This is a genomic window from Streptomyces sp. NPDC053755, from assembly GCF_040677675.1.
Taxonomy (GTDB): Bacteria; Actinomycetota; Actinomycetes; order Streptomycetales; family Streptomycetaceae; genus Streptomyces.
In genome coordinates this window covers 12,877-38,152 of record NZ_JBFASK010000039.1, presented here as the reverse complement: position 1 = coordinate 38,152, position 25,276 = coordinate 12,877, and the positions used below count along the sequence as shown (strand labels likewise).

Here is a 25,276-nt window from a genome sequence, read left to right as displayed (position 1 = left end):
GGGCCGACACCAGCCCCGGCGCCCGGACGGCATCTCGGGCCGGAATCCGGCCGTCGCCCGCGTCCGGCAGGGGCGGGAGGCCCCCGGGGGACGCTCCCGGGGGCCTTGCCGCGCTCACCGGATCCTCGCCCCGCCGACTTCTTCCGAACGGGCGAAGCAATATGCTGCACAGCATGACGATTGAGCCGGAGCAGCAGATCGGAGTGGGGACGCAGGACGCGTTCCAGCGCCTGTGGACGCCCCACCGGATGGCGTACATCCAGGGAGAGAACAAGCCGACCGGGCCGGGGGCCGGGGACGGCTGTCCCTTCTGCTCGATTCCGGCCATGTCGGACGAGGACGGGCTCGTGATCGCGCGGGGCGAGCAGGTGTACGCCGTGCTCAACCTCTATCCGTACAACGGCGGCCACCTGATGGTCGTGCCCTACCGGCACGTCGCCGACTACACGGAGCTGGACGCCGCGGAGACCGCCGAACTCGGCGAGTTCACCAAGCGCGCGATGATCGCGCTGCGGTCCGCGTCCGGTGCGCACGGCTTCAACATCGGCATGAACCAGGGCTCGGTCGCGGGCGCCGGAATCGCCGCCCATCTGCACCAGCACGTGGTGCCCCGCTGGGGTGGCGACACCAACTTCATGCCGGTCGTGGGGCACACGAAGGTGCTTCCGCAGCTCCTCGCCGACACCCGCAAGATGCTCGCCGATGCCTGGCCGGCCTCCTCCCGGTAGGCCGGCCGCGGCTCGCGGTCCTCACGCGTCGTAGACGTCCGCCTTCTTCGGGCCCGGCTCCTGGACGGTGCCGCTCAGGATCAGCGAGCGGTTGGTGAAGCGCTCCGTGTCCACCCCGTGGTCGTCCAGCACCCTGATGGTCGCGGCGTGGACCGCGCGCATCACCGGGGTCGCGGCGCGGATGGCGTCGTCGGCCATGAAGCGGTGGCGCCAGGGCTGCGCCGCCCAGGCGTGCCGCAGACCGAACGGCTCCGGCAGGACGAGCTTGCCACCGAGGAAGTCCAGGACCGGCGGGAACCACGTCAGCGGCGCCCGGACCGCGAGGCGCACCACCTCGTCGGTCTCGATGAGCGGCAGCTGGATCTCCCGGGTCTCCCAGAACCGGACGGTCTTGGAGACCTCCTTCGTCTTCGCCTTGGGCTTGGTGGTGAAGAGCGAGTGGACGGGCCCCAGCGCATGGCCGGTGACCTCGACCCGCAGCGTGTGCAGCAACGACGTGACCGTGATCATCATCGTGAGGACGAGCTGACCGTCCCAGAGGGTGAACTGCACGCCGAGGTAGTGCCGGTTCCCGCTGCCGAACTGCTGGTCGTTGCAGATGCGCTGTATCTCGTGCGGTTTGACCTGGAAGTGCACGATGTTGTCGCCCTCGGGGCGGGCGACCTCGTCGGCGCCCTCGCCGACGGGCGACACGATCCAGTGCTTGACGGTCGGCTTGGGGAAACCGGTCTTGAGGGAGCCCCGTTCCATCAGCGACAGCTCGTCATGGATCTTGCGTACGACGTCCCAGGCGCGGAAGTCGTGGATCTCCCGGCCGTCCTTGGGCACCAGCTCCTCGGCGAGGGTCCAGCTGCCCCAGCGGGTCCCCATGCCCAGTATTCCCTTGGGGCCGGCGTAGAAGACGACGTTGGAGTGCTGCTCGGCGGTCAGCTTCTCCAGGTTCTGGCGGAGGTCCTCGGCCGCCTTCTCGCTCGGGTCGCCGGGCACCGCCTCCGGGATCCGGGCCCCGATGCCACCGCCGCTGAGCAGGCCGTCCCAGCGGGCCCGCAGGTCCCTGGCGGTCGACTCGCAGATCCGCTTGGCGAGGAACCAGCCGATGACCGGGGCCACGATCATGGCCCGGAGGTAGATCGACAGGACGCCGCCGAACGGCAGCTTGAACAGGACCAGCGCGGCCAGCAGACCGGCGCCCAGCAGCAGGGCCGTCCCCACGGCACCGGTCCGCCGGTTCTCCGTGCCGGAGACCATGCGGCGCAGCTGGATCACCCCGAGCCAGAGCAGCAGGCCGGGCAGGAAGACGATGCCGAAGAGGAAGGTGACCAGGGTCAGCCTGGTGTCGCGCTGCTTACGGATGCGGGTGGCGGCCAGACAGTGCTCGACCACCGGCTGGGGCTCGGTGCCGAAGGACTGGACGAGCGCCTTGCGGGCGCCGCCGAGCATCCGCACCTGCACCGCGCGCGAGAACGCCTCGCCGAGGTCCGGCCGGAAGAGCTTGTTCCACTTGCCCTCGGTCACCTTGGACTGGTGCCACTCGTTGTTGGCCTTGAGGATCTCCTCGACCGGACCGTCGCGATACGCGGCGGAGGCGAGGGCATGCGTCGCCGCCGTCTGTCCGTCCGAGCCCTGGAGGGGGATCTGCGCCCCGGGTCCGAAACTGCCGATCGTCACTGCCGCCCCCATCGCCGCGTGCCCGCGTGGTCCACCGCGTGTTCCTCTGCGGCCTGTTCCCAACTACCGCGCCCCGCACACCTTCTGAGCTGGGCACCACAGCGTAACCGGGTACCGGCGGATGCGTCACGGAACCGGGCACGGACGGCCGGATGCCGTCGACCGGAAGGGAGTTCCGCGGGCGGCACCGGCGGTCGGACGACGGCCGAGGGCGACAAGCGTCCGCCCGGACGACGGGCGGGCCGGCGGCCGCTCCGCCCCGGCCCGCCGCCGAGCGGCGTCCGGGCCGGGGCCGCACGGCCCGGCGCCGCCCGAAACACCGGCCCGCCTGCACACCGGGCTCCACGCCGGCCCGTCCGCCGGCCTCCCTTTCCCACCGTCGGCCCGGGCCTGACCGGCCGCCGGCTCGGGGGCAGGCGCGGTCGACTACGCCTCGGCGCCCGCCTGTTCGCGGAGCTTGTGCGCCACCGGCGGCGGCATCGCCTCATGACGGGCGTACGAACGGTCGAAGCGGCCGGTGCCGTGCGAGACGGACCGCAGGTCGACGGCGTACCGGCCCATCTCGATCTCCGGGACCTCGGCGCGCACCACCGTGCGCCCCTGCCCCGCCTGCTCCGTACCGACGACCCGGCCGCGTCGCCCCGACAGATCGCTCATCACCGGACCCACGTACTCGTCGGGGACGAGGACCTGGACCTCCGCGACCGGCTCCAGAAGCTGGATGCTCGCCTCGGCGGCCGCCTCCCGCAGCGCCAGCGCACCCGCCGTCTGGAAGGCGGCGTCCGAGGAGTCGACCGAGTGGGCCTTGCCGTCGCGCAGGGTGACCCGCACGTCGACCAGCGGGTACCCGGCCGCCACGCCCCGCGCCGCCTGGGCCCGCACGCCCTTCTCCACGGATGGGATGAACTGCCGCGGCACGGCGCCGCCCACCACCTTGTCGACGAACTCGATGCCGCTGCCCGGGGGCAGGGGCTCGACGTCGATCTCGCAGATGGCGTATTGGCCGTGGCCGCCGGACTGCTTGACGTGCCGGCCACGCCCGGCCGAAGGGCCGCCGAAGGTCTCCCGGAGCGAGACCTTGTGCGGGACGGCGTCGACCTGGACCCCGTAGCGATTGCGCAGCCGTTCGAGCGCGACCTCGCGATGGGCCTCGCCGAGGCACCACAGCACCACCTGGTGGGTGTCCTGGTTCTGTTCCAGGCGCATGGTCGGGTCCTCGGCCACGAGCCGCGCCAGGCCCTGGGAGAGCTTGTCCTCGTCGGCCTTGCTGTGCGCCTCGATCGCGAGCGGGAGGAGCGGGTCGGGCATCGTCCACGGCTCCATCAGGAGCGGGTCCTCCTTGGCCGAGAGGGTGTCCCCGGTCTCCGCCCGGCCGAGCTTGGCGACACAGGCCAGGTCGCCCGCCACACAGGCGTCGAGCGGCCGCTGCTGCTTGCCGAAGGGGGAGGTCAGCGCGCCGATCCGCTCGTCGACGTCGTGGTCCTCGTGTCCCCGGTCGGTCAGACCGTGCCCCGAGACGTGGACGGTCCGGTCGGGCCGCAGGGTGCCGGAGAAGACCCGCACCAGCGAGATCCGGCCGACGTAGGGGTCGGAGGCGGTCTTGACCACCTCGGCGAGGAGCGGGCCGTCCGGGTCGCAGGTCATCCGCGGCCGGGGCTCGCCGTCGGGGGTGGTGACGGCGGGGACCTCACGCTCCAGAGGGGTGGGGAAGCCGCTGGTGATCAGCTCCAGGAGCTCGACGGTGCCCAGCCCCTGCTTCGCGCCGGCGGCGGCGGGCGCGGCGGCGAGCACCGGGTGGAAGGTGCCCCGGGCGACGGCCTTCTCCAGGTCGTCGGTCAGGGTGGTGAGGTCGATCTCCTCGCCGCCGAGATAGCGGTCCATGAGGGACTCGTCCTCGCTCTCCGCGATGATCCCCTCGATGAGGCGGGCCCGTGCCTCGGCGATGAGCGGCCGCCGGTCCTCGTCGGGCGGGATCTCGCGCCGCTCGCCGCCTGCGTAGTCGAAGATCTTCTCCGACAGCAGCCCGATCAGGCCGGTGGCCGGGGCGTGGCCGTCGGGGGCTTCGGCACCGTGGACCGGCAGATAGAGCGGGAGCACCGCGTCGGGGTCGTCGCCGCCGAAGATCCGCCCGCAGACCTCTGTCAGCTCGGCGAAGCCGGTGCGGGCCGTGTCCAGGTGCGTGACCACGATGGCGCGGGGCATGCCGACGGCCGCGCACTCCTCCCAGACCATGCGGGTCGAGCTCGCCACGGCGTCGGCCTCCTGGGCCGCCGAGACGACGAAGAGGGCCGCGTCCGCCGCGCGCAGACCGGCCCTCAGCTCTCCGACGAAGTCGGCGTATCCGGGGGTGTCGAGAAGGTTGATCTTGCACCCGCCCCATTCCACCGGGACGAGGGAGAGCTGTACGGAGCGTTGCTGGCGGTGCTCGATCTCGTCGTGGTCGGAGAGCGTCCCGCCGTCCTCGACGCGTCCGGCCCGGTTGACCGCTCCGGCGGTCAGCGCGAGGGCCTCGACGAGGGTGGTCTTTCCCGATCCGCTGTGGCCGACCAGCACCACGTTCCGTACGGCCGAGGGCCGGTCGGCCGTCGGCGCCCTGCCGGCGGCCCCGGAGTGTGCGTTCGCCTTGTCGCCCATGGTGTTCCTCCCGATCGCTTGCACGGTGAGGCGGGCGCGGGCGTGGGGAGGGGGCGCGGCGGACGGTGCTTCGCGTGCAGCTCCGGCGACGCCCGCGGGTTGTCCTTCGAGCTTTGCACCGACGTCACGATGCGTCCATACGTCGTACGTGACGCGGCGGACCGGGTGCCCGACGGTACGGCGCCACGGTCCTGGCTACGATGGGCGAGCCGGTGGTCGTTGGGGCCGCGCGGCCCACCGAACGTCGGGAAGGCCATGCTGAACAAGTACGCGCGTGCATTCTTCACGCGTGTCCTCACACCGTTCGCCGCGTTTCTGCTCCGCCGGGGCGTCAGCCCCGACGCGGTCACACTCATCGGCACGGCCGGTGTGATGGCGGGTGCACTGGTCTTCTTCCCCCGGGGAGAGTTCTTCTGGGGCACGATCGTCATCACCCTCTTCGTCTTCTCCGACCTCGTCGACGGCAACATGGCCCGGCAGGCCGGCATCTCCAGCCGCTGGGGGGCGTTCCTCGACTCCACGCTCGACCGGGTCGCCGACGGCGCCATCTTCGGCGGCTTCGCGCTCTGGTACGCGGGTACCGGCGACGACGACGTGCTGTGCGCGGTCGCCATCTTCTGCCTGGCCAGCGGTCAGGTCGTGTCGTACACCAAGGCCCGAGGAGAATCGATCGGCCTGCCGGTCGCGGTCAACGGCCTCATCGAGCGGGCCGAGCGCCTGGTGATCTCGCTGGTCGCGGCCGGCCTGGCCGGACTGCACGCGTTCGGCGTGCCCGGCGTCGACGTCCTGCTGCCGATCGCGCTGTGGATCGTGGCCGTCGGCTCGGCGGTGACGCTGGGGCAGCGGGTCGTGACCGTACGGCGGGAGTCGGCGGAGGCGGACGCCCGCGGTGACGCGGGCGCCGGCCGGGGGAGCGAGGCGACGTCGTGAGCGGTGCCACGGACCTGCGGGACCGGCTGACCGACGGGCTGTACGGGCTCGGCTGGGCGACGGTCAGGAAGCTGCCCGAGCCGGTCGCGGTCGGGCTCGGCCGGCGGATCGCCGACATCGCCTGGAAGCGGCGGGGCCCGAGCGTGCTGCGGCTGGAGTCCAACCTCGCGCGCGTGGTGCCCGACGCCACGCCGGAGCGGCTCGCCGCGCTGTCGAAGGCCGGCATGCGTTCCTACATGCGGTACTGGATGGAGTCCTTCCGGCTGCCGGCCTGGAGCAAGGAGCGGGTCGGAAGCGGCGTCGACATCGAGGACGTCCACCATCTGAAGGACGGGCTCGCCTCCGGGCGCGGTGTCATCGTCGCCCTGCCGCACCTGGCCAACTGGGACCTGGCGGGCGTGTGGGTGACCCGGCACCTCGGGGTGCCGTTCACCACGGTCGCCGAACGGCTCAAGCCGGAGACGCTGTACGACCGCTTCGTGGCCTACCGCGAGTCCCTGGGCATGGAGGTCCTGCCCCACACGGGCGGCGCCGCCTTCGGCATACTGGCGCGCCGCCTGCGGGCCGGCGGTCTGATCTGCCTGGTCGCCGACCGCGATCTGTCGGCGTCCGGTACGGAGGTCTCGTTCTTCGGCGAGACGGCACGGATGCCGGCCGGTCCGGCGATGCTGGCGCAGCAGACCGGCGCCCTGCTGATGCCCGTGACGCTCTGGTACGACGACTCGGCGGTCATGAAGGGGCGGGTGCACGCGCCCGTCGCCGTGCCCGAGACAGGCACGCGGGCCGAGAAGACGTCCGTGATGACACAGGCGCTGGCCGACGCCTTCGCCACCGGCATCGCCGACCACCCGGAGGACTGGCACATGCTGCAACGACTGTGGCTCGCGGATCTCGACGAGCGTGCCGAAGAGCCCGGCGGCGACCGTGCCGACGGCCGGGGCTCCGACGAGCGGGGCTCCGGCGACCACCGGGGCGACGGCCCGCGCGGGGAGCGGAGCGCGTGAGGATCGGCATCGTCTGCCCGTACTCGTGGGACGTGCCGGGCGGCGTCCAGTTCCACATCCGCGACCTGGCCGAGCATCTGATCCGCCTCGGGAACGAGGTGTCGGTGCTCGCTCCCGCCGACGACGAGACACCGCTCCCGCCGTACGTCGTCTCGGCCGGCCGGGCCGTTCCCGTGCCGTACAACGGCTCCGTGGCGCGGCTCAACTTCGGCTTCCTGTCGGCCGCGCGCGTGCGCCGCTGGCTGCACGAGGGCACCTTCGACGTCATCCACATCCACGAGCCGGCCTCCCCGTCGCTGGGGCTGCTGACCTGCTGGGCGGCTCAGGGGCCGATCGTGGCCACCTTCCACACCTCCAACCCGCGCTCGCGGGCGATGATCGCCGCGTATCCGATCCTCCAGCCGGCGCTGGAGAAGATCAGCGCGCGGATCGCGGTGAGCGAGTACGCGCGGCGGACCCTCGTCGAGCACCTGGGCGGCGACGCGGTCGTCATCCCCAACGGCGTCGACGTCGACTTCTTCGCGCGCGCCGAGCCGAAGAAGGAGTGGCAGGGCGAGACGCTCGGCTTCATCGGGCGGATCGACGAGCCCCGCAAGGGGCTGCCCGTGCTGATGCGGGCCCTGCCGAGGATCCTCACGGAGCGGCCCGGAGCACGGCTCGTCGTGGCGGGGCGCGGCGACGAGGAGGAGGCCGTGGCCGGTCTCCCGGCGGAGATGCGCGCGCGGGTCGAGTTCCTCGGCATGGTCAGCGACGAGGACAAGGCACGCCTGCTGCGCAGTGTCGACCTGTACGTCGCGCCCAACACCGGCGGCGAGAGCTTCGGGATCATCCTGGTCGAGGCGATGTCGGCCGGCGCGCCGGTCCTCGCCTCCGACCTCGACGCGTTCGCGCAGGTCCTCGACCAGGGCGGGGCCGGCGAACTGTTCGCCAACGAGGACGCGGACGCGCTGGCGGACGCGGCGGTCCGGCTGCTCGGGGACGAGGAGCGGCGCAAGGAACTCAGGGCCCGGGGGAGCGCGCACGTACGGCGCTTCGACTGGTCGACGGTGGGCGCGGACATCCTGGCCGTGTACGAGACGGTGACGGACGGCGCGGCGTCGGTGGCCGCGGACGAGCGCACCGGCCTGCGGGCCCGCTTCGGCCTGGCGGCCCGGGACTGATCCGCCGGGGTTCTCCCGGCACGGCCCGTCCGTGCCGGGGCGTTCCCTCGGGCCGGGTTCGGGGCGGTTCCCGTGGGCCGGGTTCCGGGCGGTCTCTCCCGGCCGTGTCCGGCGTCCCGGCCGGCCCTTGCGGTACCAAGGGCCGGCGGAGCCCGGTCTCCCGTGACCACGCCCTCGGGAGGGGAGGCCCGCCGCCCCGGTAGCCTGTGCGCCCGTGACCGTAACCCTGATCTGGACCGTCGTCGCGCTCATCGCGATCGGCCTGTACCTCAGCTGGACCGCCGGGCGGCTCGACCGGCTGCACTCCCGGCTCGACGCCGCCCGCGCCGCCCTCGACGCCCAGCTGCTGCGGCGCGCCTCGGTCACCCAGGAACTGGCCACCTCCGGGGTGCTCGACCCGGCCGCCTCGATCGTGCTCTACGAAGCGGCCCACGCCGCCCGCCAGGCCGAGGAGGACCACCGCGAGGTCGCCGAGAGCGAGCTGAGCCAGGCGTTGCGGGCCGTCTTCGGCGAGCCCGAGCAGGTCGAGGTCGTACGGGAGGCCCCGGGCGGCGAGGAGGCCGCCGGCGAACTCGCGGCGGCCGTGCGCAGGGTCCCGATGGCCCGCAGGTTCCACAACGACTCCGTGCGCGCCGCCCGTGCGCTGCGCCGTCACCGTACGGTCCGCTGGTTCCGTCTCGCGGGCCACGCCCCCTTCCCGCTGGCCTTCGAAATGGACGACGAGCCGCCCGTGGCCCTTGCCGATCGCCCGACCTGACCCCCCTCGCCTGGGAATGCAACGAAAACGATCCACGGGCTCCACATTGGCCCTTGCTGTGGACCGCAGGTGGCCTGTTTCCTCGTCTTGTCTCCACACCGCTTTCTCGAGTGAGGTCCCTGTGTCCACCACGCTTCCCAACAGCAACCCGTCCGCTGAGTCGTCGGCGATTGGCACCTCCCGCGTCAAGCGCGGCATGGCCGAGCAGCTCAAGGGCGGTGTGATCATGGACGTGGTCAACGCCGAGCAGGCGAAGATCGCCGAGGACGCCGGTGCCGTGGCCGTCATGGCCCTGGAGCGGGTCCCCGCGGACATCCGCAAGGACGGCGGCGTGGCCCGCATGTCCGACCCGAACATGATCGAAGAGATCATCGGCGCCGTGTCCATCCCGGTCATGGCCAAGTCCCGCATCGGCCACTTCGTCGAGGCGCAGGTCCTGCAGTCCCTCGGCGTCGACTACATCGACGAGTCCGAGGTGCTCACCCCGGCCGACGAGGTCAACCACTCCGACAAGTGGGCCTTCACCACGCCGTTCGTCTGTGGCGCCACCAACCTGGGCGAGGCCCTGCGCCGCATCGCGGAGGGCGCGGCCATGATCCGCTCCAAGGGCGAGGCCGGTACCGGCAACGTCGTCGAGGCGGTCCGCCACCTCCGCCAGATCAAGAACGAGATCGCCCGCCTGCGCGGCTACGACAACAACGAGCTGTTCGCCGCCGCCAAGGACCTGCGCGCCCCGTACGAGCTGGTCAAGGAGGTCGCCGAGCTCGGCAAGCTGCCGGTCGTGCTGTTCTCCGCCGGTGGTGTCGCCACCCCCGCCGACGCCGCGCTGATGCGCCAGCTCGGCGCCGAGGGCGTCTTCGTCGGCTCCGGCATCTTCAAGTCCGGCGACCCGGCCAAGCGCGCCGCCGCCATCGTGAAGGCCACCACCTTCTACGACGACCCGAAGATCATCGCGGACGCCTCCCGCAACCTGGGCGAGGCCATGGTCGGCATCAACTGCGACACCCTCCCCGAGTCCGAGCGCTACGCCAACCGCGGCTGGTAAGACCCCATGAACACTCCTGTGATCGGTGTCCTGGCTCTCCAGGGCGACGTACGGGAGCACCTGATCGCCCTGGCCGCGGCTGACGCCGTGGCCAGGCCGGTCCGGCGCCCCGAAGAGCTCGCCGAGGTCGACGGCCTGGTCATCCCCGGCGGCGAGTCCACCACCATCTCCAAGCTGGCCGAGCTGTTCGGCCTGACGGCCCCCCTGCGCGAGCGCATCGCCGCCGGCCTGCCGGTCTACGGCACCTGCGCCGGGCTCATCATGCTCGCCGACAAGATCCTCGACCCGCGCTCGGGCCAGGAGACCTTCGGCGGTATCGACATGATCGTCCGCCGCAACGCGTTCGGGCGGCAGAACGAGTCCTTCGAGGCCGGCGTCGAGGTCCGCGGCATCGAGGACGGTCCCGTCGAGGGCGTCTTCATCCGCGCCCCCTGGGTCGAGTCCGTCGGCGCGCAGGTGGAGGTCCTCGCCGAGCACGACGGTCACATCGTCGCCGTGCGCCAGGGGCGGGCCCTCGCGACCTCGTTCCACCCGGAGCTCACCGGGGACCACCGCATCCACGCCCTGTTCGTCGACATGGTGCGCGCGGCGCGGTGACACGATCCCGGTAGGATCTCTGGGGTTCGTTCAGTAATGGGTTACGCGAAGGAGACAGGCAGATGTCCGGCCACTCTAAATGGGCTACGACGAAGCACAAGAAGGCCGTGATCGACGCCAAGCGCGGCAAGCTCTTCGCGAAGCTGATCAAGAACATCGAGGTCGCCGCGCGTACCGGCGGTGCCGACATCGACGGCAACCCGACGCTCTTCGACGCCATCCAGAAGGCGAAGAAGAGCTCCGTCCCGAACAAGAACATCGACTCCGCGGTCAAGCGCGGCGGCGGCCTCGAGGCCGGCGGCGTGGACTACGAGACGATCATGTACGAGGGTTACGGCCCGAACGGCGTCGCGGTGCTCATCGAGTGCCTCACCGACAACCGCAACCGCGCCGCCTCCGACGTCCGCGTCGCCATGACCCGCAACGGCGGCTCGATGGCGGACCCGGGCTCGGTCTCGTACCTGTTCAACCGCAAGGGCGTCATCGTCCTCCCCAAGGGTGAGCTGAGCGAGGACGACGTCCTCGGCGCGGTGCTCGACGCGGGCGCCGAGGAGGTCAACGACCTCGGCGACAGCTTCGAGGTGATCAGCGAGGCCACCGACATGGTCGCCGTGCGCACCGCCCTGCAGGAGGCCGGCATCGACTACGACTCCGCCGACTCCAACTTCGTCCCGACCATGCAGGTCGAACTCGACGAAGAGGGCGCGCGCAAGATCTTCAAGCTGATCGACGCGCTCGAGGACAGCGACGACGTGCAGAACGTCTTCGCCAACTTCGACGTCAGCGACGAGGTCATGGAGAAGGTCGACGCCTGACGGCGGGCCGTCTTCGGCGGGCCGACGGGGACACACTCCCGTCGGCCCGCCGCTGTTCGCGGGGCGTTGTCAGTGCGAGCCGATAGCCTGCGCGAACCGGGGAACCCCCGGACGTAGTCTGAGGCGGAACGACAGTGCGGGGAGGGACTGAGGTGCGCGTTCTCGGGGTGGACCCGGGCCTGACCCGGTGCGGCGTCGGCGTCGTCGAAGGTGTCGCGGGCCGGCCCCTCACCATGCTCGGCGTGGGCGTGGTGCGGACGGCCGCCGACGCGGACATCGGCGTACGGCTGGTCGGCATCGAGCGTGGCATAGAGGAGTGGCTCGACCGCTTCTCACCCGAACTGGTCGCCGTGGAGCGGGTGTTCAGCCAGCACAACGTCCGCACGGTCATGGGGACCGCCCAGGCCAGCGCCGTCGCCATGCTCTGCGCCTCCCGTCGCGGGATCCCCGTCGCCCTGCACACTCCCAGCGAGGTCAAGGCCGCCGTCACCGGCAGCGGGCGGGCCGACAAGGCCCAGGTCGGGGCCATGGTGACCCGCCTCCTGCGGCTCGCGGCCCCGCCCAAGCCGGCCGATGCGGCCGACGCGCTCGCCCTGGCCATCTGCCACATCTGGCGGGCCCCCGCGCAGAACCGCCTCCAGCAGGCCGTGGCCCTGCACGCCGCCGCTCACTCCACCGCATCGCCCTCCGCTCCGCGCACCGCGAAAGGCCGTACCCGATGATCGCCTTCGTCAGCGGCCCCGTCGCCGCGCTCGCCCCCACCACCGCGGTCATCGAGGTCGGCGGTGTGGGCATGGCCGTCCAGTGCACCCCGAGCACCCTCGCCGAGCTGAGGATCGGTCAGGAAGCCCGTCTGGCCACGTCGTTGGTGGTGCGGGAGGACTCGCTCACCCTGTACGGCTTCGCCGACGACGACGAGCGGCAGGTCTTCGAGGTCCTCCAGACCGCCAGCGGCGTCGGCCCGCGCCTGGCCCAGGCCATGCTCGGCGTGCACAGCCCCGACGCGCTGCGGCTGGCCGTCTCCACCGGAGACGAGAAGGCGCTCACCGCCGTCCCCGGCATCGGCAAGAAGGGCGCCCAGAAGCTCCTCCTCGAACTGAAGGACAAGCTGGGCCGGCCGCTCGGCACCGGCGGCCTCGTCGGCGCCCAGCGCGCCGCCGCCTCCGGACCGGCCCCGTGGACGGAGCAGCTGTCGGCCGCGCTCATCGGCCTGGGCTATGCCAGCCGCGAGGCGGAGGACGCCGTCGCCGCGGTCACCCCGCAGGCCGAGGCCGCCCTCGCCGAATCCGGCTCCGCCCCCGTCCCGCAGCTGCTGCGCGCCGCGCTCCAGACGCTCAACCGCGCCCGCTAGCACCGCCGGACCGCGGCACCGCCCCCGTACGCCCCCGCACCCGCACCGCACCGAGAAGACCGAGAAGGCAGACACGTGAACTGGGACGACGACACGGCACCGGCCGCCGAGGAGCGGATCGTCGACGCCGCCGCCGAGGGCGACGACCAGGCCGTCGAGGCGGCCCTGCGCCCCAAGGACCTCGCCGAGTTCGTCGGCCAGGAGAAGGTCCGCCAGCAGCTCGACCTGGTGCTGAAGGCGGCCCGTCAGCGCGGCGCGACCGCCGACCACGTCCTGCTCTCCGGGGCCCCCGGCCTCGGGAAGACCACCCTCTCGATGATCATCGCCGCGGAGATGAACGCGCCGATCCGCATCACCTCCGGCCCCGCCATCCAGCACGCCGGCGACCTCGCCGCGATCCTCTCCTCCCTCCAGGAGGGGGAGATCCTCTTCCTCGACGAGATCCACCGCATGTCCCGGCCCGCCGAGGAGATGCTCTACATGGCGATGGAGGACTTCCGCGTCGACGTGATCGTCGGCAAGGGCCCCGGCGCCACCGCCATCCCGCTCGAACTGCCCCCCTTCACCCTGGTCGGGGCGACCACCCGGGCCGGACTCCTCCCGCCGCCGCTGCGGGACCGCTTCGGCTTCACCGGGCACATGGAGTTCTACGAACCGGCCGAGCTGGAGCGCGTGATCCACCGCTCCGCCGGCCTCCTCGACGTCGAGATCGACACCGCGGGCGCCGCCGAGATCGCCGGCCGCTGCCGGGGCACGCCCCGCATCGCCAACCGCCTCCTGCGCCGCGTCCGCGACTACGCCCAGGTCAGGGCGGACGGCGTGATCACCCGCGACATCGCGGCGGCCGCCCTCGGCGTCTACGAAGTGGACAGCCGCGGCCTCGACCGGCTCGACCGGGCCGTCCTGCAGGCCCTGCTGAAGCTCTTCGGCGGCGGACCGGTCGGCCTGTCCACCCTCGCCGTCGCGGTCGGCGAGGAGCGCGAGACCGTCGAGGAGGTCGCCGAGCCCTTCCTCGTACGCGAGGGGTTGCTGGCCCGCACGCCCCGTGGCCGGGTCGCCACCCCCGCGGCATGGACGCATCTCGGACTGGTCCCGCCGCAGGCAGCGGCCCCGGGAGCGGCCGGAAGCGGACAACAGGGGCTCTTCGGGGCGTGACGGCGCGGAGACTCGCCGGTCGAGGAACCGCGGTGCGATGCTGGACGTTGTTCCATCGATGCGGACTCGCCTAGACTCCGCCGATGCCGACCTTTCTGGTCGGCACGCCCACCCCCGAAGATCAGGCCGCGGTTTCTCCGCGTCCGTGCGAAGGAAACCCGTCCCGTGAGTATCGTGACCCTCCTCCCCTTCATCGTCCTCATCGGGGCCATGTTCCTGATGACCCGCTCTGCCAAGAAGAAGCAGCAGGCGGCGGCGGAGATGCGTAACCAGATGCAGCCCGGCACCGGCGTACGGACGATCGGGGGGATGTACGCCACCGTCAAGGAGGTCGGTGACGAGACCGTCCTCCTCGAGGTCGCGCCCGGCGTGCACGCCGTCTACGCCAAGAACGCGATCGGTGCGGTCCTCGCCGACGAGGAGTACAACCGGATCGTCCACGGTGACGAGCCGGAGGCCGACGCCACTGTCGTGCCCGACGACGCCTCCTCGCTGACCGAGTCCGCCGAGGACGCCGAGCACGACGCCGTGGAGGTCTCGGGGGAGGCCAAGACCGACCTGACCAAGAAGGCGGACGAGGCCGAGGCCGACGCCGAGGTCAAGAAGGACGCCAAGGCCGACGGCGAGGCGGACGGGAAGTAGTCGCGACCGGGGACCGAGAGGACGCCCACCGGCGTCCGCGGTCCCCGGCACGGTTGCACGTCTGCGGGGGCAGGTCCCCACACACACTTCGTGGCCGTACGCGCACACCCGGCGCGGAACGGTTGGACAGGGAGAAACGACAAGGTGGCAGCACCGAAGAAGGGCCGAAGGCCGGCGGGGGGACAGGGGAGGCCGGGGCGTGCCCTGGCACTGATCCTGATCGCCATGGTCGCGCTCACGGGCGGAATGTTCTGGTCGGGTCACACCACGCCGCGTCTGGGCATCGACCTGGCGGGCGGAACCTCGATCACGCTCAAGGCGGAGGCCGAGCCCGGCAAGGAAGACGCCGTCAACGAGACCAACATGAACACCGCGGTCGGCATCATCGAGCGTCGTGTCAACGGTCTGGGTGTCTCCGAGGCCGAGGTCCAGACCCAGGGCCGCGAGAACATCATCGTCAACATCCCCAAGGGTGTCGACGAGAAGGACGCGCGTGAGCAGGTCGGTACCACCGCCCAGCTCTACTTCCGGCCGGTCCTGACCTACGCGCCCTCCGAGCAGCCGGCGCCGAACCCCAGCCCGTCGACCACCGCTCCCAAGCCCACGGCCTCCGGGTCGGCGGCGGACAAGGGCAAGGACGAGGGCAAGAAGGACGAGAAGACGGCCACCCCGTCGTCGAGTGCCTCCACCCAGGGCCGCGCGGTCTCCGAGGCCCTCAAGGCCCCGAGCCCGACCCCGACGCCGAGCGGCTCCGCCTCCGGCAAGCCCGACCCGGCCGCGACCCCGCAGCCGTCGCAGACGCCGGACGCCGCGACCTCCGCGCTCGAGAAGAAGTTCACCGCGCTGAACTGCCTCGACGCCAAGCAGCGCAGCGCCGCCAACAAGAACGCCAAGCCCGCCGACACCATCGTCGCCTGTGGCAAGAACTCCATCGGGCAGTGGGAGAAGTACATCCTCGGCCCCGCCGAGGTGGACGGCAAGGACGTCGACGAGGCCCAGGGCGTCTTCGACCAGCAGCGCGGCATGTGGATCGTCAACATGGAGTTCACGGACAGTGGCTCCAAGAAGTTCCAGAAGATCACCAGCAAGCTGTCCACGCAGCAGGAGCCGCAGAACCAGTTCGCGATCGTCCTGGACGGCGAGGTCGTCTCCGCCCCGTCGGTGCGCACCGCGCTGAGCGCCAACGCCGAGATCTCCGGTAGCTTCACCCAGAAGTCCGCGCAGGACCTGGGCAACATCCTGTCGTACGGCGCGCTCCCGCTCTCCTTCGACACCCAGAGCGTCACGACCGTGACCGCCGCGCTCGGTGGCGAGCAGCTGGAGGCCGGCCTGATCGCCGGTGCGATCGGCCTGGCCCTGGTCGTCATCTACCTCGTGGTCTACTACCGCGGCCTGTCGCTCATCGCCCTGCTCAGCCTTCTCGCCTCGGCGATCCTGACGTACGTGATCATGGCGCTGCTCGGCCCGGCCATCGGCTTCGCGCTGAACCTGCCGGCCGTCTGTGGCGCGATCGTGGCCATCGGTATCACCGCGGACTCGTTCATCGTCTACTTCGAACGCATCCGTGACGAGATCCGCGAGGGCCGCTCGCTGCGCCCGGCCGTGGAGCGTGCCTGGCCCCGTGCCCGTCGCACGATCCTGGTCTCCGACTTCGTGTCGTTCCTCGCCGCCGCCGTGCTGTTCCTCGTGACGGTCGGCAAGGTCCAGGGCTTCGCGTTCACGCTCGGCCTGACCACCCTGCTCGACGTGGTCGTGGTGTTCCTCTTCACCAAGCCGGTCATGACGCTCCTCGCGCGCACGAAGTTCTTCGGCGAGGGCCACGCATGGTCCGGCCTGGACCCGAAGCGGCTCGGCGCCAAGCCTCCGCTGCGACGTTCCCGCCGTGTCTCCGCCCCCACCGACCCGAAGGAGGCGTGAGATGTCGAAGCTCGGCACTCTCGGCGCCCGGCTCCACCGAGGTGAGGTCGGCTACGACTTCATCGGCAACCGCAAGATCTGGTACGGCCTGTCCATCCTCATCACCATCACGGCCATCGTCGGCCTGGCGGTGCGGGGCCTGAACATGGGCATCGAGTTCCAGGGCGGTGCGGTCTTCACCACCCCGAAGGCGTCCGCCTCGGTCTCGCAGGTCCAGGAGTACGCGGAAGAGGCCTCCGGCCACGACGCGATCGTCCAGGAGCTCGGCAACGGCTCCATGCGTATCCAGGTCGGCGGCCTCGACACCGCGCAGTCCGACAAGGTCCGCACGGAGCTGGCCCAGGACATGGGCGTCGCCGAGGAGAAGATCGCGGCCGAGCTGGTCGGACCCAGCTGGGGCGAACAGATCGCCACCAAGGCGTGGACCGGACTCGCGGTCTTCATGATCCTGGTGGTGATCTATCTGGCCATCGCCTTCGAGTGGCGCATGGCCGTCGCCGCGCTGATCGCGCTGATCCACGACATCACGATCACGGTCGGCATCTACTCCCTCGTGGGCTTCGAGGTCACGGTCGGTACGGTGATCGGTCTGCTGACCATCCTCGGTTACTCGCTCTACGACACCGTGGTGGTCTTCGACTCCCTCAAGGAGGGCACGAAGGGGATCACCAAGCAGACGCGGTGGACCTACAGCGAGATCGCCAACCGCTCGATCAACGGCACCCTCGTCCGTTCGATCAACACCACCGTCGTCGCGCTGCTGCCGGTCGCCGGCCTGCTCTTCATCGGTGGCGGCGTCCTCGGCGCCGGCATGCTGAACGACATCTCCCTGTCGCTCTTCGTCGGCCTCGCCGCCGGTGCGTACTCCTCGATCTTCATCGCCACGCCGCTCGTCGCCGACCTCAAGGAGCGCGAGCCGTCGATCAAGGCGCTGAAGAAGCGGATCCTCGCCAAGCGGGCCGCCGCGGCCGCGAAGGGCGAGTCCCTGGACGCGGACGACGCCACCGACGAGGGCCACGGCCACGACGGCTTCGAGGACGTGGCGGAGACCGCCGTCGTCGGACAGCGCTCGCGCCGCGGACGCCCGACGGAGCGCCGCGGATGACCGCCCAGGCCCCGGACACCGCCGGTCTGCTGCTCAGCCGGATCAGGGACGTCCCCGACTACCCGAAGCCGGGTGTGCTGTTCAAGGACATCACCCCGCTGCTCGCGGACCCGGAGGCGTTCACCGCCCTGACCGACACCCTCGCCACGCTGTGCGCCACGCACGGTGCGACGAAGGTCGTCGGTCTGGAGGCGCGCGGCTTCATCCTCGCCGCGCCGGTCGCGGTCCGCGCGGGCCTGGGCTTCATCCCGGTCCGCAAGGCCGGCAAGCTGCCCGGCGCCACGCTGAAGCAGGCGTACGAGCTGGAGTACGGCACCGCCGAGATCGAGGTGCACGCCGAGGACCTCCTGCCCGGGGACCGGGTCATGGTCATCGACGACGTCCTCGCCACCGGTGGAACCGCCGAGGCCGCGCTGGAGCTCATCCGGCGGGCCGGGGCCGAGGCCGCGGGTGTCGCGGTCCTCATGGAGCTCGGCTTCCTCGCCGGGCGTGCCCGGCTGGAGCCCGCCCTGCGCGGCGCTCCACTGGAGGCGCTGATCACGGTCTGACGCCGTGGACGTGTGTACGGAGCGGGGCGCTCCGGGGGAATCCCCGGAGCGCCCCGCCTGTTCTCCCGGTATGTCCCGGAAAGGGGCCCCCACCGGGGATGCCGGCGCCCGCACCCGCCCCACGCGTGAGCACCGCGGCCCCCGGCTCGATACCATGGGCTTTCCGGGCCTGTCCGGGGGACCCGGTACCGCACGAGGAGCGCTCTTGCCAGACGAGGCCCAGCCACTCTCCGCAGCGCAGCCCGACCAGCAGGCCGACAAGGCCGCGGCGGGCCCCGCCACGCCCCAGCCCGAGCCCGCGGAGAGCAGCCCCTCGCCCGTGGCCCCGGCACCGGCCCCCGCATCGGCTTCGCCGTCCGCGTCCCGGCCCGTGCCCCCCGCTCCGGCCCGCTCCGGCGGCTCGTCCAACCGCGTGCGCGCCCGCCTCGCCCGCCTGGGCGTCCAGCGCTCCTCCCCGTACAACCCGGTCCTGGAACCGCTGCTGCGGATCGTCCGCTCCAACGACCCCAAGATCGAGACGGCCACGCTCCGCCAGGTCGAGCGGGCCTACCAGGTCGCCGAGCGCTGGCACCGCGGACAGAAGCGCAAGAGCGGCGACCCGTACATCACCCACCCGCTCGCCGTCACCACCATCCTCGCCGAGCTGGGCATGGACCCGGCGACGCTGATGGCCGGCCTGCTGCACGACACCGTCGAGGACACCGAGTACGGCCTGGACACGCTGCGCCGGGACTTCGGCGACCAGGTCGCCCTGCTCGTCGACGGCGTCACCAAGCTGGACAAGGTCAAGTTCGGCGAGGCCGCGCAGGCCGAGACCGTCCGCAAGATGGTCGTCGCCATGGCCAAGGACCCGCGCGTCCTGGTCATCAAGCTCGCCGACCGGCTGCACAACATGCGCACCATGCGCTATCTCAAGCGGGAGAAGCAGGAGAAGAAGGCCCGCGAGACCCTCGAGATCTACGCGCCCCTGGCCCACCGCCTGGGCATGAACACCATCAAGTGGGAACTCGAGGACCTCGCCTTCGCGATCCTCTACCCCAAGATGTACGACGAGATCGTCCGCCTCGTCGCCGAGCGCGCCCCCAAGCGCGACGAGTACCTCGCGATAGTGACCGACGAGGTCCAGTCGGATCTGCGCGCCGCCCGCATCAAGGCCACCGTCACCGGCCGGCCCAAGCACTACTACAGCGTCTACCAGAAGATGATCGTCCGCGGCCGTGACTTCGCGGAGATCTACGACCTGGTCGGCATCCGTGTCCTCGTCGACACCGTCCGTGACTGCTACGCCGCCCTCGGCACCGTCCACGCGCGCTGGAACCCGGTCCCCGGCCGGTTCAAGGACTACATCGCGATGCCGAAGTTCAACATGTACCAGTCGCTCCACACCACGGTCATCGGGCCCAACGGCAAGCCCGTCGAGCTGCAGATCCGTACGTTCGACATGCACCGCCGGGCCGAGTACGGCATCGCCGCGCACTGGAAGTACAAGCAGGAGGCCGTCGCCGGCGCCTCCAAGGTGCGCGCCGACGTGCCGAAGAAGACCGGCAAGGACGACCACCTCAACGACATGGCGTGGCTGCGCCAGCTGCTGGACTGGCAGAAGGAGACCGAGGACCCCAGCGAGTTCCTGGAGTCCCTGCGCTTCGACCTCTCCCGCAACGAGGTCTTCGTCTTCACCCCCAAGGGCGACGTCATAGCACTGCCCGCCGGGGCGACCCCCGTCGACTTCTCCTACGCCGTGCACACCGAGGTCGGCCACCGCACGATAGGCGCGCGGGTCAACGGGCGGCTCGTGCCCCTCGAATCGACGCTGGACAACGGCGACCTGGTCGAGGTCTTCACCTCCAAGGCGGCGGGCGCGGGACCCTCCCGCGACTGGCTCGGCTTCGTCAAGTCGCCCCGGGCCCGCAACAAGATCCGCGCCTGGTTCTCCAAGGAGCGCCGGGACGAGGCGATCGAGCAGGGCAAGGACGCCATCGCACGGGCCATGCGCAAGCAGAACCTGCCGATCCAGCGCATCCTGACCGGCGACTCGCTCGTCACCCTCGCCCACGAGATGCGCTACAGCGACATCTCCTCCCTGTACGCGGCGATCGGCGAAGGCCATGTCACCGCGCAGTCCATCGTGCAGAAGCTCGTCCAGGCCCTCGGCGGCGAGGAGGCCGCCAACGAGGACCTCGTCGAGACCGCCCCGCCCTCGCGCGGCCGGGCCAAGCGCCGCTCCAGCGCCGACCCCGGTGTCGTGGTCAAGGGCGTCGACGACGTCTGGGTGAAACTGGCCCGCTGCTGCACGCCCGTCCCCGGCGACCCGATCATCGGCTTCGTCACCCGGGGAAGCGGGGTGTCGGTGCACCGCAGCGACTGCCTCAACGTCGACTCGCTCTCCCGCGAGCCGGAGCGCATCCTCGAGGTCGAGTGGGCGCCCACCCAGTCCTCGGTCTTCCTGGTCGCCATCCAGGTGGAGGCCCTGGACCGCTCCCGGCTCCTGTCGGACGTCACGCGCGTCCTGTCGGACCAGCACGTCAACATCCTCTCGGCGGCCGTCCAGACCTCCCGCGACCGGGTGGCCACCTCGCGCTTCACCTTCGAGATGGGCGACCCCAAGCACCTCGGACACGTCCTGAAGGCCGTACGGGGCGTGGAGGGCGTCTACGACGTGTACCGGGTCACCTCGGCCCGCAGGCCCTGACACGACCCCTCCGGCGCAAGGGAAAGGGCCCCGCCACCCGTGAGGGTGCCGGGGCCCTTTCGCGTGTCCGCACGAGGAGCCGGCTCAGCCGCCGAACTCGTGCAGACCCTTCAGAGCCTGGTCGAGCAGGGCCTGGCGGCCCTCCAGCTCACGCGCCAGCTTGTCGGCCTTGGCGTCGTTGCCCGACGCGCGGGCCGCGTCGATCTGCTTCTGCAGCTTGTCGACCGCGTCCTGCAGCTGACCGGTGAGACCCGCGGCACGCGCGCGTGCCTCCGGGTTCGTCCGGCGCCACTCCGACTCCTCGGCCTCGCCGATGGCCCGCTCCACCGCGTGCATCCGGCCCTCGACCTTCGGCCGGGCGTCGCGCGGCACGTGGCCGATGGCCTCCCACCGCTCGTTGAGGGAGCGGAAGGCGGCGCGGGCCGCCTTCAGGTCCGTCACCGGCACCAGCTTCTCGGCCTCGGCGGCGAGCTCCTCCTTCAGCTTGAGGTTCTCGGTCTGCTCCGCGTCCCGCTCGGCGAAGACCTCGCCGCGCGCCGCGAAGAACACGTCCTGGGCACCGCGGAAGCGGTTCCACAGGTCGTCCTCGTGCTCGCGCTGGGCGCGGCCCGCCGCCTTCCACTCCGTCATCAGCTCGCGGTACCGCGCGGCCGTCCCACCCCAGTCGGTGGAGTTCGACAGCGACTCGGCCTCCGCGACCAGCTTCTCCTTGGCCTTGCGGGCCTCCTCGCGCTGCGCGTCCAGCGAGGCGAAGTGCGCCTTGCGGCGCTTGGAGAACGCCGAGCGGGCGTGCGAGAAACGGTGCCACAGCTCGTCGTCGGACTTCCGGTCGAGCCTCGGCAGGCCCTTCCAGGTGTCCACGAGCGCCCGCAGCCGCTCACCGGCCGAACGCCACTGCTCGCTCTGCGCCAGCTCCTCGGCCTCCTTGACCAGAGCCTCCTTGGCGCCGCGCGCCTCGTCGGTCTGCTTGGCCTTCTGGACCTTGCGCTCCTCGCGGCGCGACTCCACCGTCTCGACCAGCTTGTCGAGTCGCGTGGTCAGTGCGGCGAGGTCGCCCACGACGTGATGCTCGTCCACCTGCTTGCGGATGTGATCGATCGCGGCCGTCGCGTCCTTGGCCGAGAGGTCGGTCGTCCTCACCCGCTTCTCGAGGAGGCCGATCTCGACAACCAAGCCCTCGTACTTGCGCTCGAAGTAGGCCAGTGCCTCCTCGGGAGTACCGGCCTGCCACGATCCGACGACCTTCTCGCCCTCGGCAGTACGCACGTACACGGTGCCCGTCTCGTCGACGCGGCCCCACGGGTCGCTGCTCACAGCGCCTCCTCCACATGATGCCGACGAGGGGGTTGTGCCCCCTGGGCATCGTCCACAGTTTCCGGGGGCGGGCAGCGCCCGCCCTGCACAACGCCAATCTAGGCGACCGGTCGCCCGGCTGTCCGCACTCAGCGCGACCGAAATTGAACGGTCACGCCTCGGCTCGCGCCTCCTGCTCTTCCCGCGTCACTCCTTGGTGACGGTGGCCTTCGCGATGGTGACGGCCTTCTTGGGAGCACCGTCCTTGGCACCGCCCTCGACGCCGCCCTTCGCGACCTCCTCGACGGCCTTCAGACCGGCCGCGTCCATCGTGCCGAAGGGGGTGTAGGTCGGGGGCAGCTTCGTGTCCTTGTAGACCAGGAAGAACTGGCTGCCGCCGGAGCCCGGCTGGCCGGTGTTGGCCATGGCGACGGTTCCGGCCGGGAACGTCACCGAGCCGTCCGCGCCGGCCTTGCCCAGCGCGGTCAGGTTCTCGTCCGGGATGTTGTAGCCCGGGCCGCCCGTGCCGTCGCCCTTCGGGTCGCCGCACTGGAGGACGAAGATGCCCTCGGTGGTGAGGCGGTGGCACTTCGTGCCGTCGAAGTACTTCTTGTCCGCGAGGTGCTTGAAGGAGTTCACCGTCCGCGGGGTCTTCGCCGCGTCCATCGTGATGCGGACGTTGCCCCGGTCGGTGTTCAGGGCCATCGTGTACGTGCCCTTCTTGTCGATGGCCATGGCCGGCTCCGGAGCCTTCGACTCGCTCTGCGCGGGCGTGGGGGTGTCGCCCGGAGCCGCGGCGTCGCTGCCCTTCTTGTCCCCGTCGCTCAGCGCGACCGAGGCGTACACCGCGCCGCCGGCGGCCAGCACCACGGCGAGGGCGGCCGCGATGACGGTGTTGCGGCGCCGCGCCTTCTGCTGCGCCAGGCGCCGCTGCTGCTGGCGCACGTACTTCTCCCGGGCGAGCTGCCGCCGCCGCTGATCGCTGCTGACCACCGGGTCTGCTCCTTGTAGGTCGTCTGTTCCAGTGCTGGCCGGATGTGCCCGTACCGTATACGGGTTGGCTGTGGAATACGCAGCGCCGGTAGGCTCTGATCTGCCACTTCCACCCGTCGCATCCCTGTGCCGGACGACAATTAAGGACGATCGTGCTGATTGCCGGGTTCCCCGCCGGGGCCTGGGGGACCAACTGCTACCTGGTCGCCCCCGCCGCAGGCGAGGAGTGCGTCATCATCGACCCCGGCCACCAGGCCGCCCAGGGAGTCGAGGAGACGCTCAAGAAGCATCGGCTCAAGCCCGTCGCGGTGGTCCTCACCCATGGCCACATCGACCACGTCGCCTCCGTCGTCCCCGTCTGCGGCGCCCATGACGTACCCGCGTGGATCCACCCGGCCGACCGGTACATGATGAGCGACCCGGAGAAGGCCCTCGGCCGCTCCATCGGGATGCCCCTCATGGGCGAGCTGACCGTGGGTGAGCCGGACGACGTGCACGAACTCGCCGACGGCGCGAAGCTGGACCTCGCCGGACTCGAGTTCTCCGTCGCGCACGCCCCCGGTCATACCAAGGGGTCGGTGACCTTCCGGATGCCCCCGGCCGCGGACATCCCGTCCGTGTTCTTCTCCGGGGATCTGCTCTTCGCCGGCTCCATCGGACGCACCGACCTGCCCGGCGGTGACATGGACGAGATGCTCGAATCGCTGGCCCGCGTGTGCCTGCCGCTCGACAACTCGACCGTGGTGCTGTCGGGACACGGTCCCCAGACGACCATCGGCCAGGAGCGCGCCACCAACCCGTACCTGCGGGACATGGCCACCGGCCGCGCGGAACGCGGCGGCGCGCAGGCTCCCCGACGAGGAATGTGACGAGATCCACGTGAGCACCTTCAAGGCCCCCAAGGGCACCTTCGACCTCATCCCGCCGTACTCCGCCACGTACCTGGCCGTCCGTGACGCCATCTCCGGCCCGCTGCGGAAGTCCGGCTACGGCTATGTGGAGACCCCCGGATTCGAGGACGTCGACCTCTTCGCCCGCGGTGTCGGCGAGTCCACCGACATCGTGACCAAGGAGATGTACACCCTCACCACGAAGGGCGGAGCCAACCTCGCGCTGCGCCCCGAGGGCACCGCCTCCGTGCTCCGCGCGGCCCTCGAGGCCAACATGCACAAGGCCGGCGGTCTGCCGGTCAAGCTCTGGTACTCCGGCTCGTACTACCGCTACGAACGCCCGCAGAAGGGCCGCTACCGCCACTTCTCGCAGGTCGGCGCCGAGGCCATCGGAGCCGAGGACCCCGCGCTCGACGCCGAGCTGATCATCCTCGCCGACCAGGCGTACCGCTCGCTGGGGCTGCGGAACTTCCGCATCCTGCTGAACTCGCTCGGCGACAAGGAGTGCCGCCCCGTCTACCGCGAGGCGCTCCAGGGCTTCCTGCGCGGCCTCGACCTCGACGAGGAGACCCGCCGCCGCATCGAGATCAACCCGCTGCGCGTCCTCGACGACAAGCGGGCCGACGTCCAGAGGCAGCTCGTCGGCGCGCCCTCGCTCGCCGACCACCTCTGTGACGCCTGCAAGGCGTACCACTCCGAGGTGCGCGAGCTGCTCACGGCCGCCGGCGTGGTCTTCGAGGACGACGAGAAGCTCGTCCGCGGCCTCGACTACTACACGCGGACGACCTTCGAGTTCGTCCACGACGGCCTCGGCTCGCAGTCCGCGGTGGGCGGCGGCGGCCGCTACGACGGCCTCTCCGAGATGATCGGCGGCCCCGCGCTCCCGTCGGTGGGCTGGGCCCTCGGCGTGGACCGCACCGTCCTGGCCCTGGAGGCCGAGGGCATCGAGCTGGACATCCCGCCGGCCACCAGCGTCTTCGCCGTCCCGCTGGGCGAGGAGGCGCGCCGCGTTCTGTTCGGTGTCGTCACCGAGCTGCGCAAGGCGGGCGTCGCCACGGACTTCGGCTACGGCGCGAAGGGCCTGAAGAGCCACATGAAGAACGCCAACCGGTCCGGTGCCCGGTACGCGCTCGTGGCCGGCGAGCGGGACCTCGCCGAGGGCGTCGTGCAGCTCAAGGACATGGAGTCCGGCGAGCAGGAGCCGGTCGCCCTGGACAAGGTGATCGCGCACCTCCAGGCGAAGCTGGCCTGATCCGCGGACGTGTACGACGAGGGGCCCGGGCCGCCGGAGAGCGGCCCGGGCCCTCTCGCGTGCGGGCGGTCCGTTCGTTCTTATGTCCACCGAACGGCGTGCG

General features: G+C 71.3%; 22 protein-coding genes. 18 read left to right on the top strand and 4 right to left on the bottom strand.

The annotated features are described in order from the left end of the window. The first annotated feature begins 161 nt into the window (after positions 1–161). The gene (locus AB0K65_RS27970) at positions 162–728 is read left to right on the top strand and encodes an HIT domain-containing protein (RefSeq protein WP_365721264.1); all 567 of its coding nucleotides are present in this window, start codon (positions 162–164) and stop codon (positions 726–728) included. A 21-nt stretch (positions 729–749) separates the two neighbouring features. Here the strand turns inward: AB0K65_RS27970 and AB0K65_RS27965 are convergent, their stop codons facing one another. Then, on the bottom strand, positions 750–2,408 hold the full coding sequence (locus tag AB0K65_RS27965) for a hypothetical protein (RefSeq protein WP_365721262.1): 1,659 nt from the start codon (positions 2,406–2,408) through the stop codon (positions 750–752). A gap of 414 nt (positions 2,409–2,822) precedes the next feature. Continuing rightward, positions 2,823–5,030: an elongation factor G-like protein EF-G2 gene (locus AB0K65_RS27960; protein WP_365721260.1), complete on the bottom strand. Its 2,208-nt coding sequence runs from the start codon at positions 5,028–5,030 to the stop codon at positions 2,823–2,825. A 255-nt stretch (positions 5,031–5,285) separates the two neighbouring features. Here AB0K65_RS27960 and pgsA point away from each other — a divergent pair, with 255 nt between their 5' ends. From pgsA to AB0K65_RS27885, 15 genes are all read left to right on the top strand, one after another. Beyond that, the gene (gene pgsA / locus AB0K65_RS27955; protein WP_365721258.1) at positions 5,286–5,960 is read left to right on the top strand and encodes a phosphatidylinositol phosphate synthase; all 675 of its coding nucleotides are present in this window, start codon (positions 5,286–5,288) and stop codon (positions 5,958–5,960) included. Then, positions 5,957–6,964, top strand: coding sequence for a phosphatidylinositol mannoside acyltransferase (locus AB0K65_RS27950; RefSeq protein ID WP_365721256.1), 1,008 nt, complete (start codon positions 5,957–5,959; stop codon positions 6,962–6,964). Before pgsA ends, AB0K65_RS27950 begins: the two co-directional genes overlap by 4 nt. Further along, a complete protein-coding gene (locus AB0K65_RS27945) occupies positions 6,961–8,124 on the top strand; it encodes a glycosyltransferase family 4 protein (RefSeq protein ID WP_365721254.1) in 1,164 nt (387 codons plus the stop codon). Before AB0K65_RS27950 ends, AB0K65_RS27945 begins: the two co-directional genes overlap by 4 nt. Before the next feature lie 214 nt (positions 8,125–8,338). Next, positions 8,339–8,881 carry a hypothetical protein gene (locus tag AB0K65_RS27940; RefSeq protein ID WP_365721252.1) on the top strand — a complete coding sequence of 181 codons (543 nt, stop codon included), beginning with the start codon at positions 8,339–8,341 and terminating at the stop codon, positions 8,879–8,881. A gap of 121 nt (positions 8,882–9,002) precedes the next feature. Beyond that, complete coding sequence (pdxS, locus tag AB0K65_RS27935) at positions 9,003–9,926, top strand: pyridoxal 5'-phosphate synthase lyase subunit PdxS (protein WP_365721250.1); 924 nt, start codon at positions 9,003–9,005, stop codon at positions 9,924–9,926. Positions 9,927–9,932: 6 nt separating this feature from the next. Further along, complete coding sequence (gene pdxT, locus AB0K65_RS27930; RefSeq protein ID WP_365721248.1) at positions 9,933–10,523, top strand: pyridoxal 5'-phosphate synthase glutaminase subunit PdxT; 591 nt, start codon at positions 9,933–9,935, stop codon at positions 10,521–10,523. 62 nt (positions 10,524–10,585) lie between these two features. Beyond that, on the top strand, positions 10,586–11,338 hold the full coding sequence (locus AB0K65_RS27925; RefSeq protein ID WP_365721246.1) for a YebC/PmpR family DNA-binding transcriptional regulator: 753 nt from the start codon (positions 10,586–10,588) through the stop codon (positions 11,336–11,338). A 152-nt stretch (positions 11,339–11,490) separates the two neighbouring features. Continuing rightward, the gene (gene ruvC, locus AB0K65_RS27920; protein ID WP_365721244.1) at positions 11,491–12,060 is read left to right on the top strand and encodes a crossover junction endodeoxyribonuclease RuvC; all 570 of its coding nucleotides are present in this window, start codon (positions 11,491–11,493) and stop codon (positions 12,058–12,060) included. Beyond that, positions 12,057–12,689, top strand: coding sequence for a Holliday junction branch migration protein RuvA (ruvA, locus tag AB0K65_RS27915; RefSeq protein ID WP_365721242.1), 633 nt, complete (start codon positions 12,057–12,059; stop codon positions 12,687–12,689). Before ruvC ends, ruvA begins: the two co-directional genes overlap by 4 nt. Positions 12,690–12,764: 75 nt before the next feature. Continuing rightward, positions 12,765–13,844, top strand: coding sequence for a Holliday junction branch migration DNA helicase RuvB (gene ruvB / locus AB0K65_RS27910; protein WP_365721240.1), 1,080 nt, complete (start codon positions 12,765–12,767; stop codon positions 13,842–13,844). Positions 13,845–14,009: 165 nt separating this feature from the next. After that, entirely contained in the window at positions 14,010–14,486 is a 477-nt protein-coding gene (yajC, locus tag AB0K65_RS27905) for a preprotein translocase subunit YajC (protein ID WP_365721238.1), read from the top strand. A 144-nt stretch (positions 14,487–14,630) separates the two neighbouring features. Further along, positions 14,631–16,403, top strand: coding sequence for a protein translocase subunit SecD (gene secD, locus AB0K65_RS27900; RefSeq protein ID WP_365721236.1), 1,773 nt, complete (start codon positions 14,631–14,633; stop codon positions 16,401–16,403). Between the two features lies 1 nt (position 16,404). Then, positions 16,405–17,508, top strand: coding sequence for a protein translocase subunit SecF (gene secF, locus AB0K65_RS27895; protein WP_365721234.1), 1,104 nt, complete (start codon positions 16,405–16,407; stop codon positions 17,506–17,508). Next, positions 17,505–18,056 (top strand): adenine phosphoribosyltransferase, encoded by a 552-nt coding sequence (locus AB0K65_RS27890; RefSeq protein ID WP_365721232.1) that lies wholly within the window; start codon positions 17,505–17,507, stop codon positions 18,054–18,056. The genes secF and AB0K65_RS27890 overlap by 4 nt, the downstream gene beginning before the upstream one ends. Positions 18,057–18,261: 205 nt before the next feature. Beyond that, positions 18,262–20,745, top strand: a complete 2,484-nt coding sequence (locus tag AB0K65_RS27885) for a bifunctional (p)ppGpp synthetase/guanosine-3',5'-bis(diphosphate) 3'-pyrophosphohydrolase (protein ID WP_365721230.1) — start codon at positions 18,262–18,264, stop codon at positions 20,743–20,745. Between the two features lie 84 nt (positions 20,746–20,829). On the opposite strand, the gene AB0K65_RS27880 is transcribed toward AB0K65_RS27885, so the two are convergent. Beyond that, positions 20,830–22,059, bottom strand: coding sequence for a DUF349 domain-containing protein (locus tag AB0K65_RS27880; RefSeq protein WP_365721228.1), 1,230 nt, complete (start codon positions 22,057–22,059; stop codon positions 20,830–20,832). Positions 22,060–22,245: 186 nt separating this feature from the next. Beyond that, positions 22,246–23,031 carry a peptidylprolyl isomerase gene (locus AB0K65_RS27875; protein WP_365721226.1) on the bottom strand — a complete coding sequence of 262 codons (786 nt, stop codon included), beginning with the start codon at positions 23,029–23,031 and terminating at the stop codon, positions 22,246–22,248. Positions 23,032–23,183: 152 nt separating this feature from the next. Here AB0K65_RS27875 and AB0K65_RS27870 point away from each other — a divergent pair, with 152 nt between their 5' ends. Together AB0K65_RS27870 and hisS are read left to right on the top strand one after the other, a co-directional pair. Then, positions 23,184–23,900 carry an MBL fold metallo-hydrolase gene (locus AB0K65_RS27870; protein ID WP_365721224.1) on the top strand — a complete coding sequence of 239 codons (717 nt, stop codon included), beginning with the start codon at positions 23,184–23,186 and terminating at the stop codon, positions 23,898–23,900. Positions 23,901–23,910: 10 nt separating this feature from the next. Next, positions 23,911–25,173 (top strand): histidine--tRNA ligase, encoded by a 1,263-nt coding sequence (gene hisS / locus AB0K65_RS27865; RefSeq protein ID WP_365721222.1) that lies wholly within the window; start codon positions 23,911–23,913, stop codon positions 25,171–25,173. Positions 25,174–25,276: the final 103 nt, after the last annotated feature.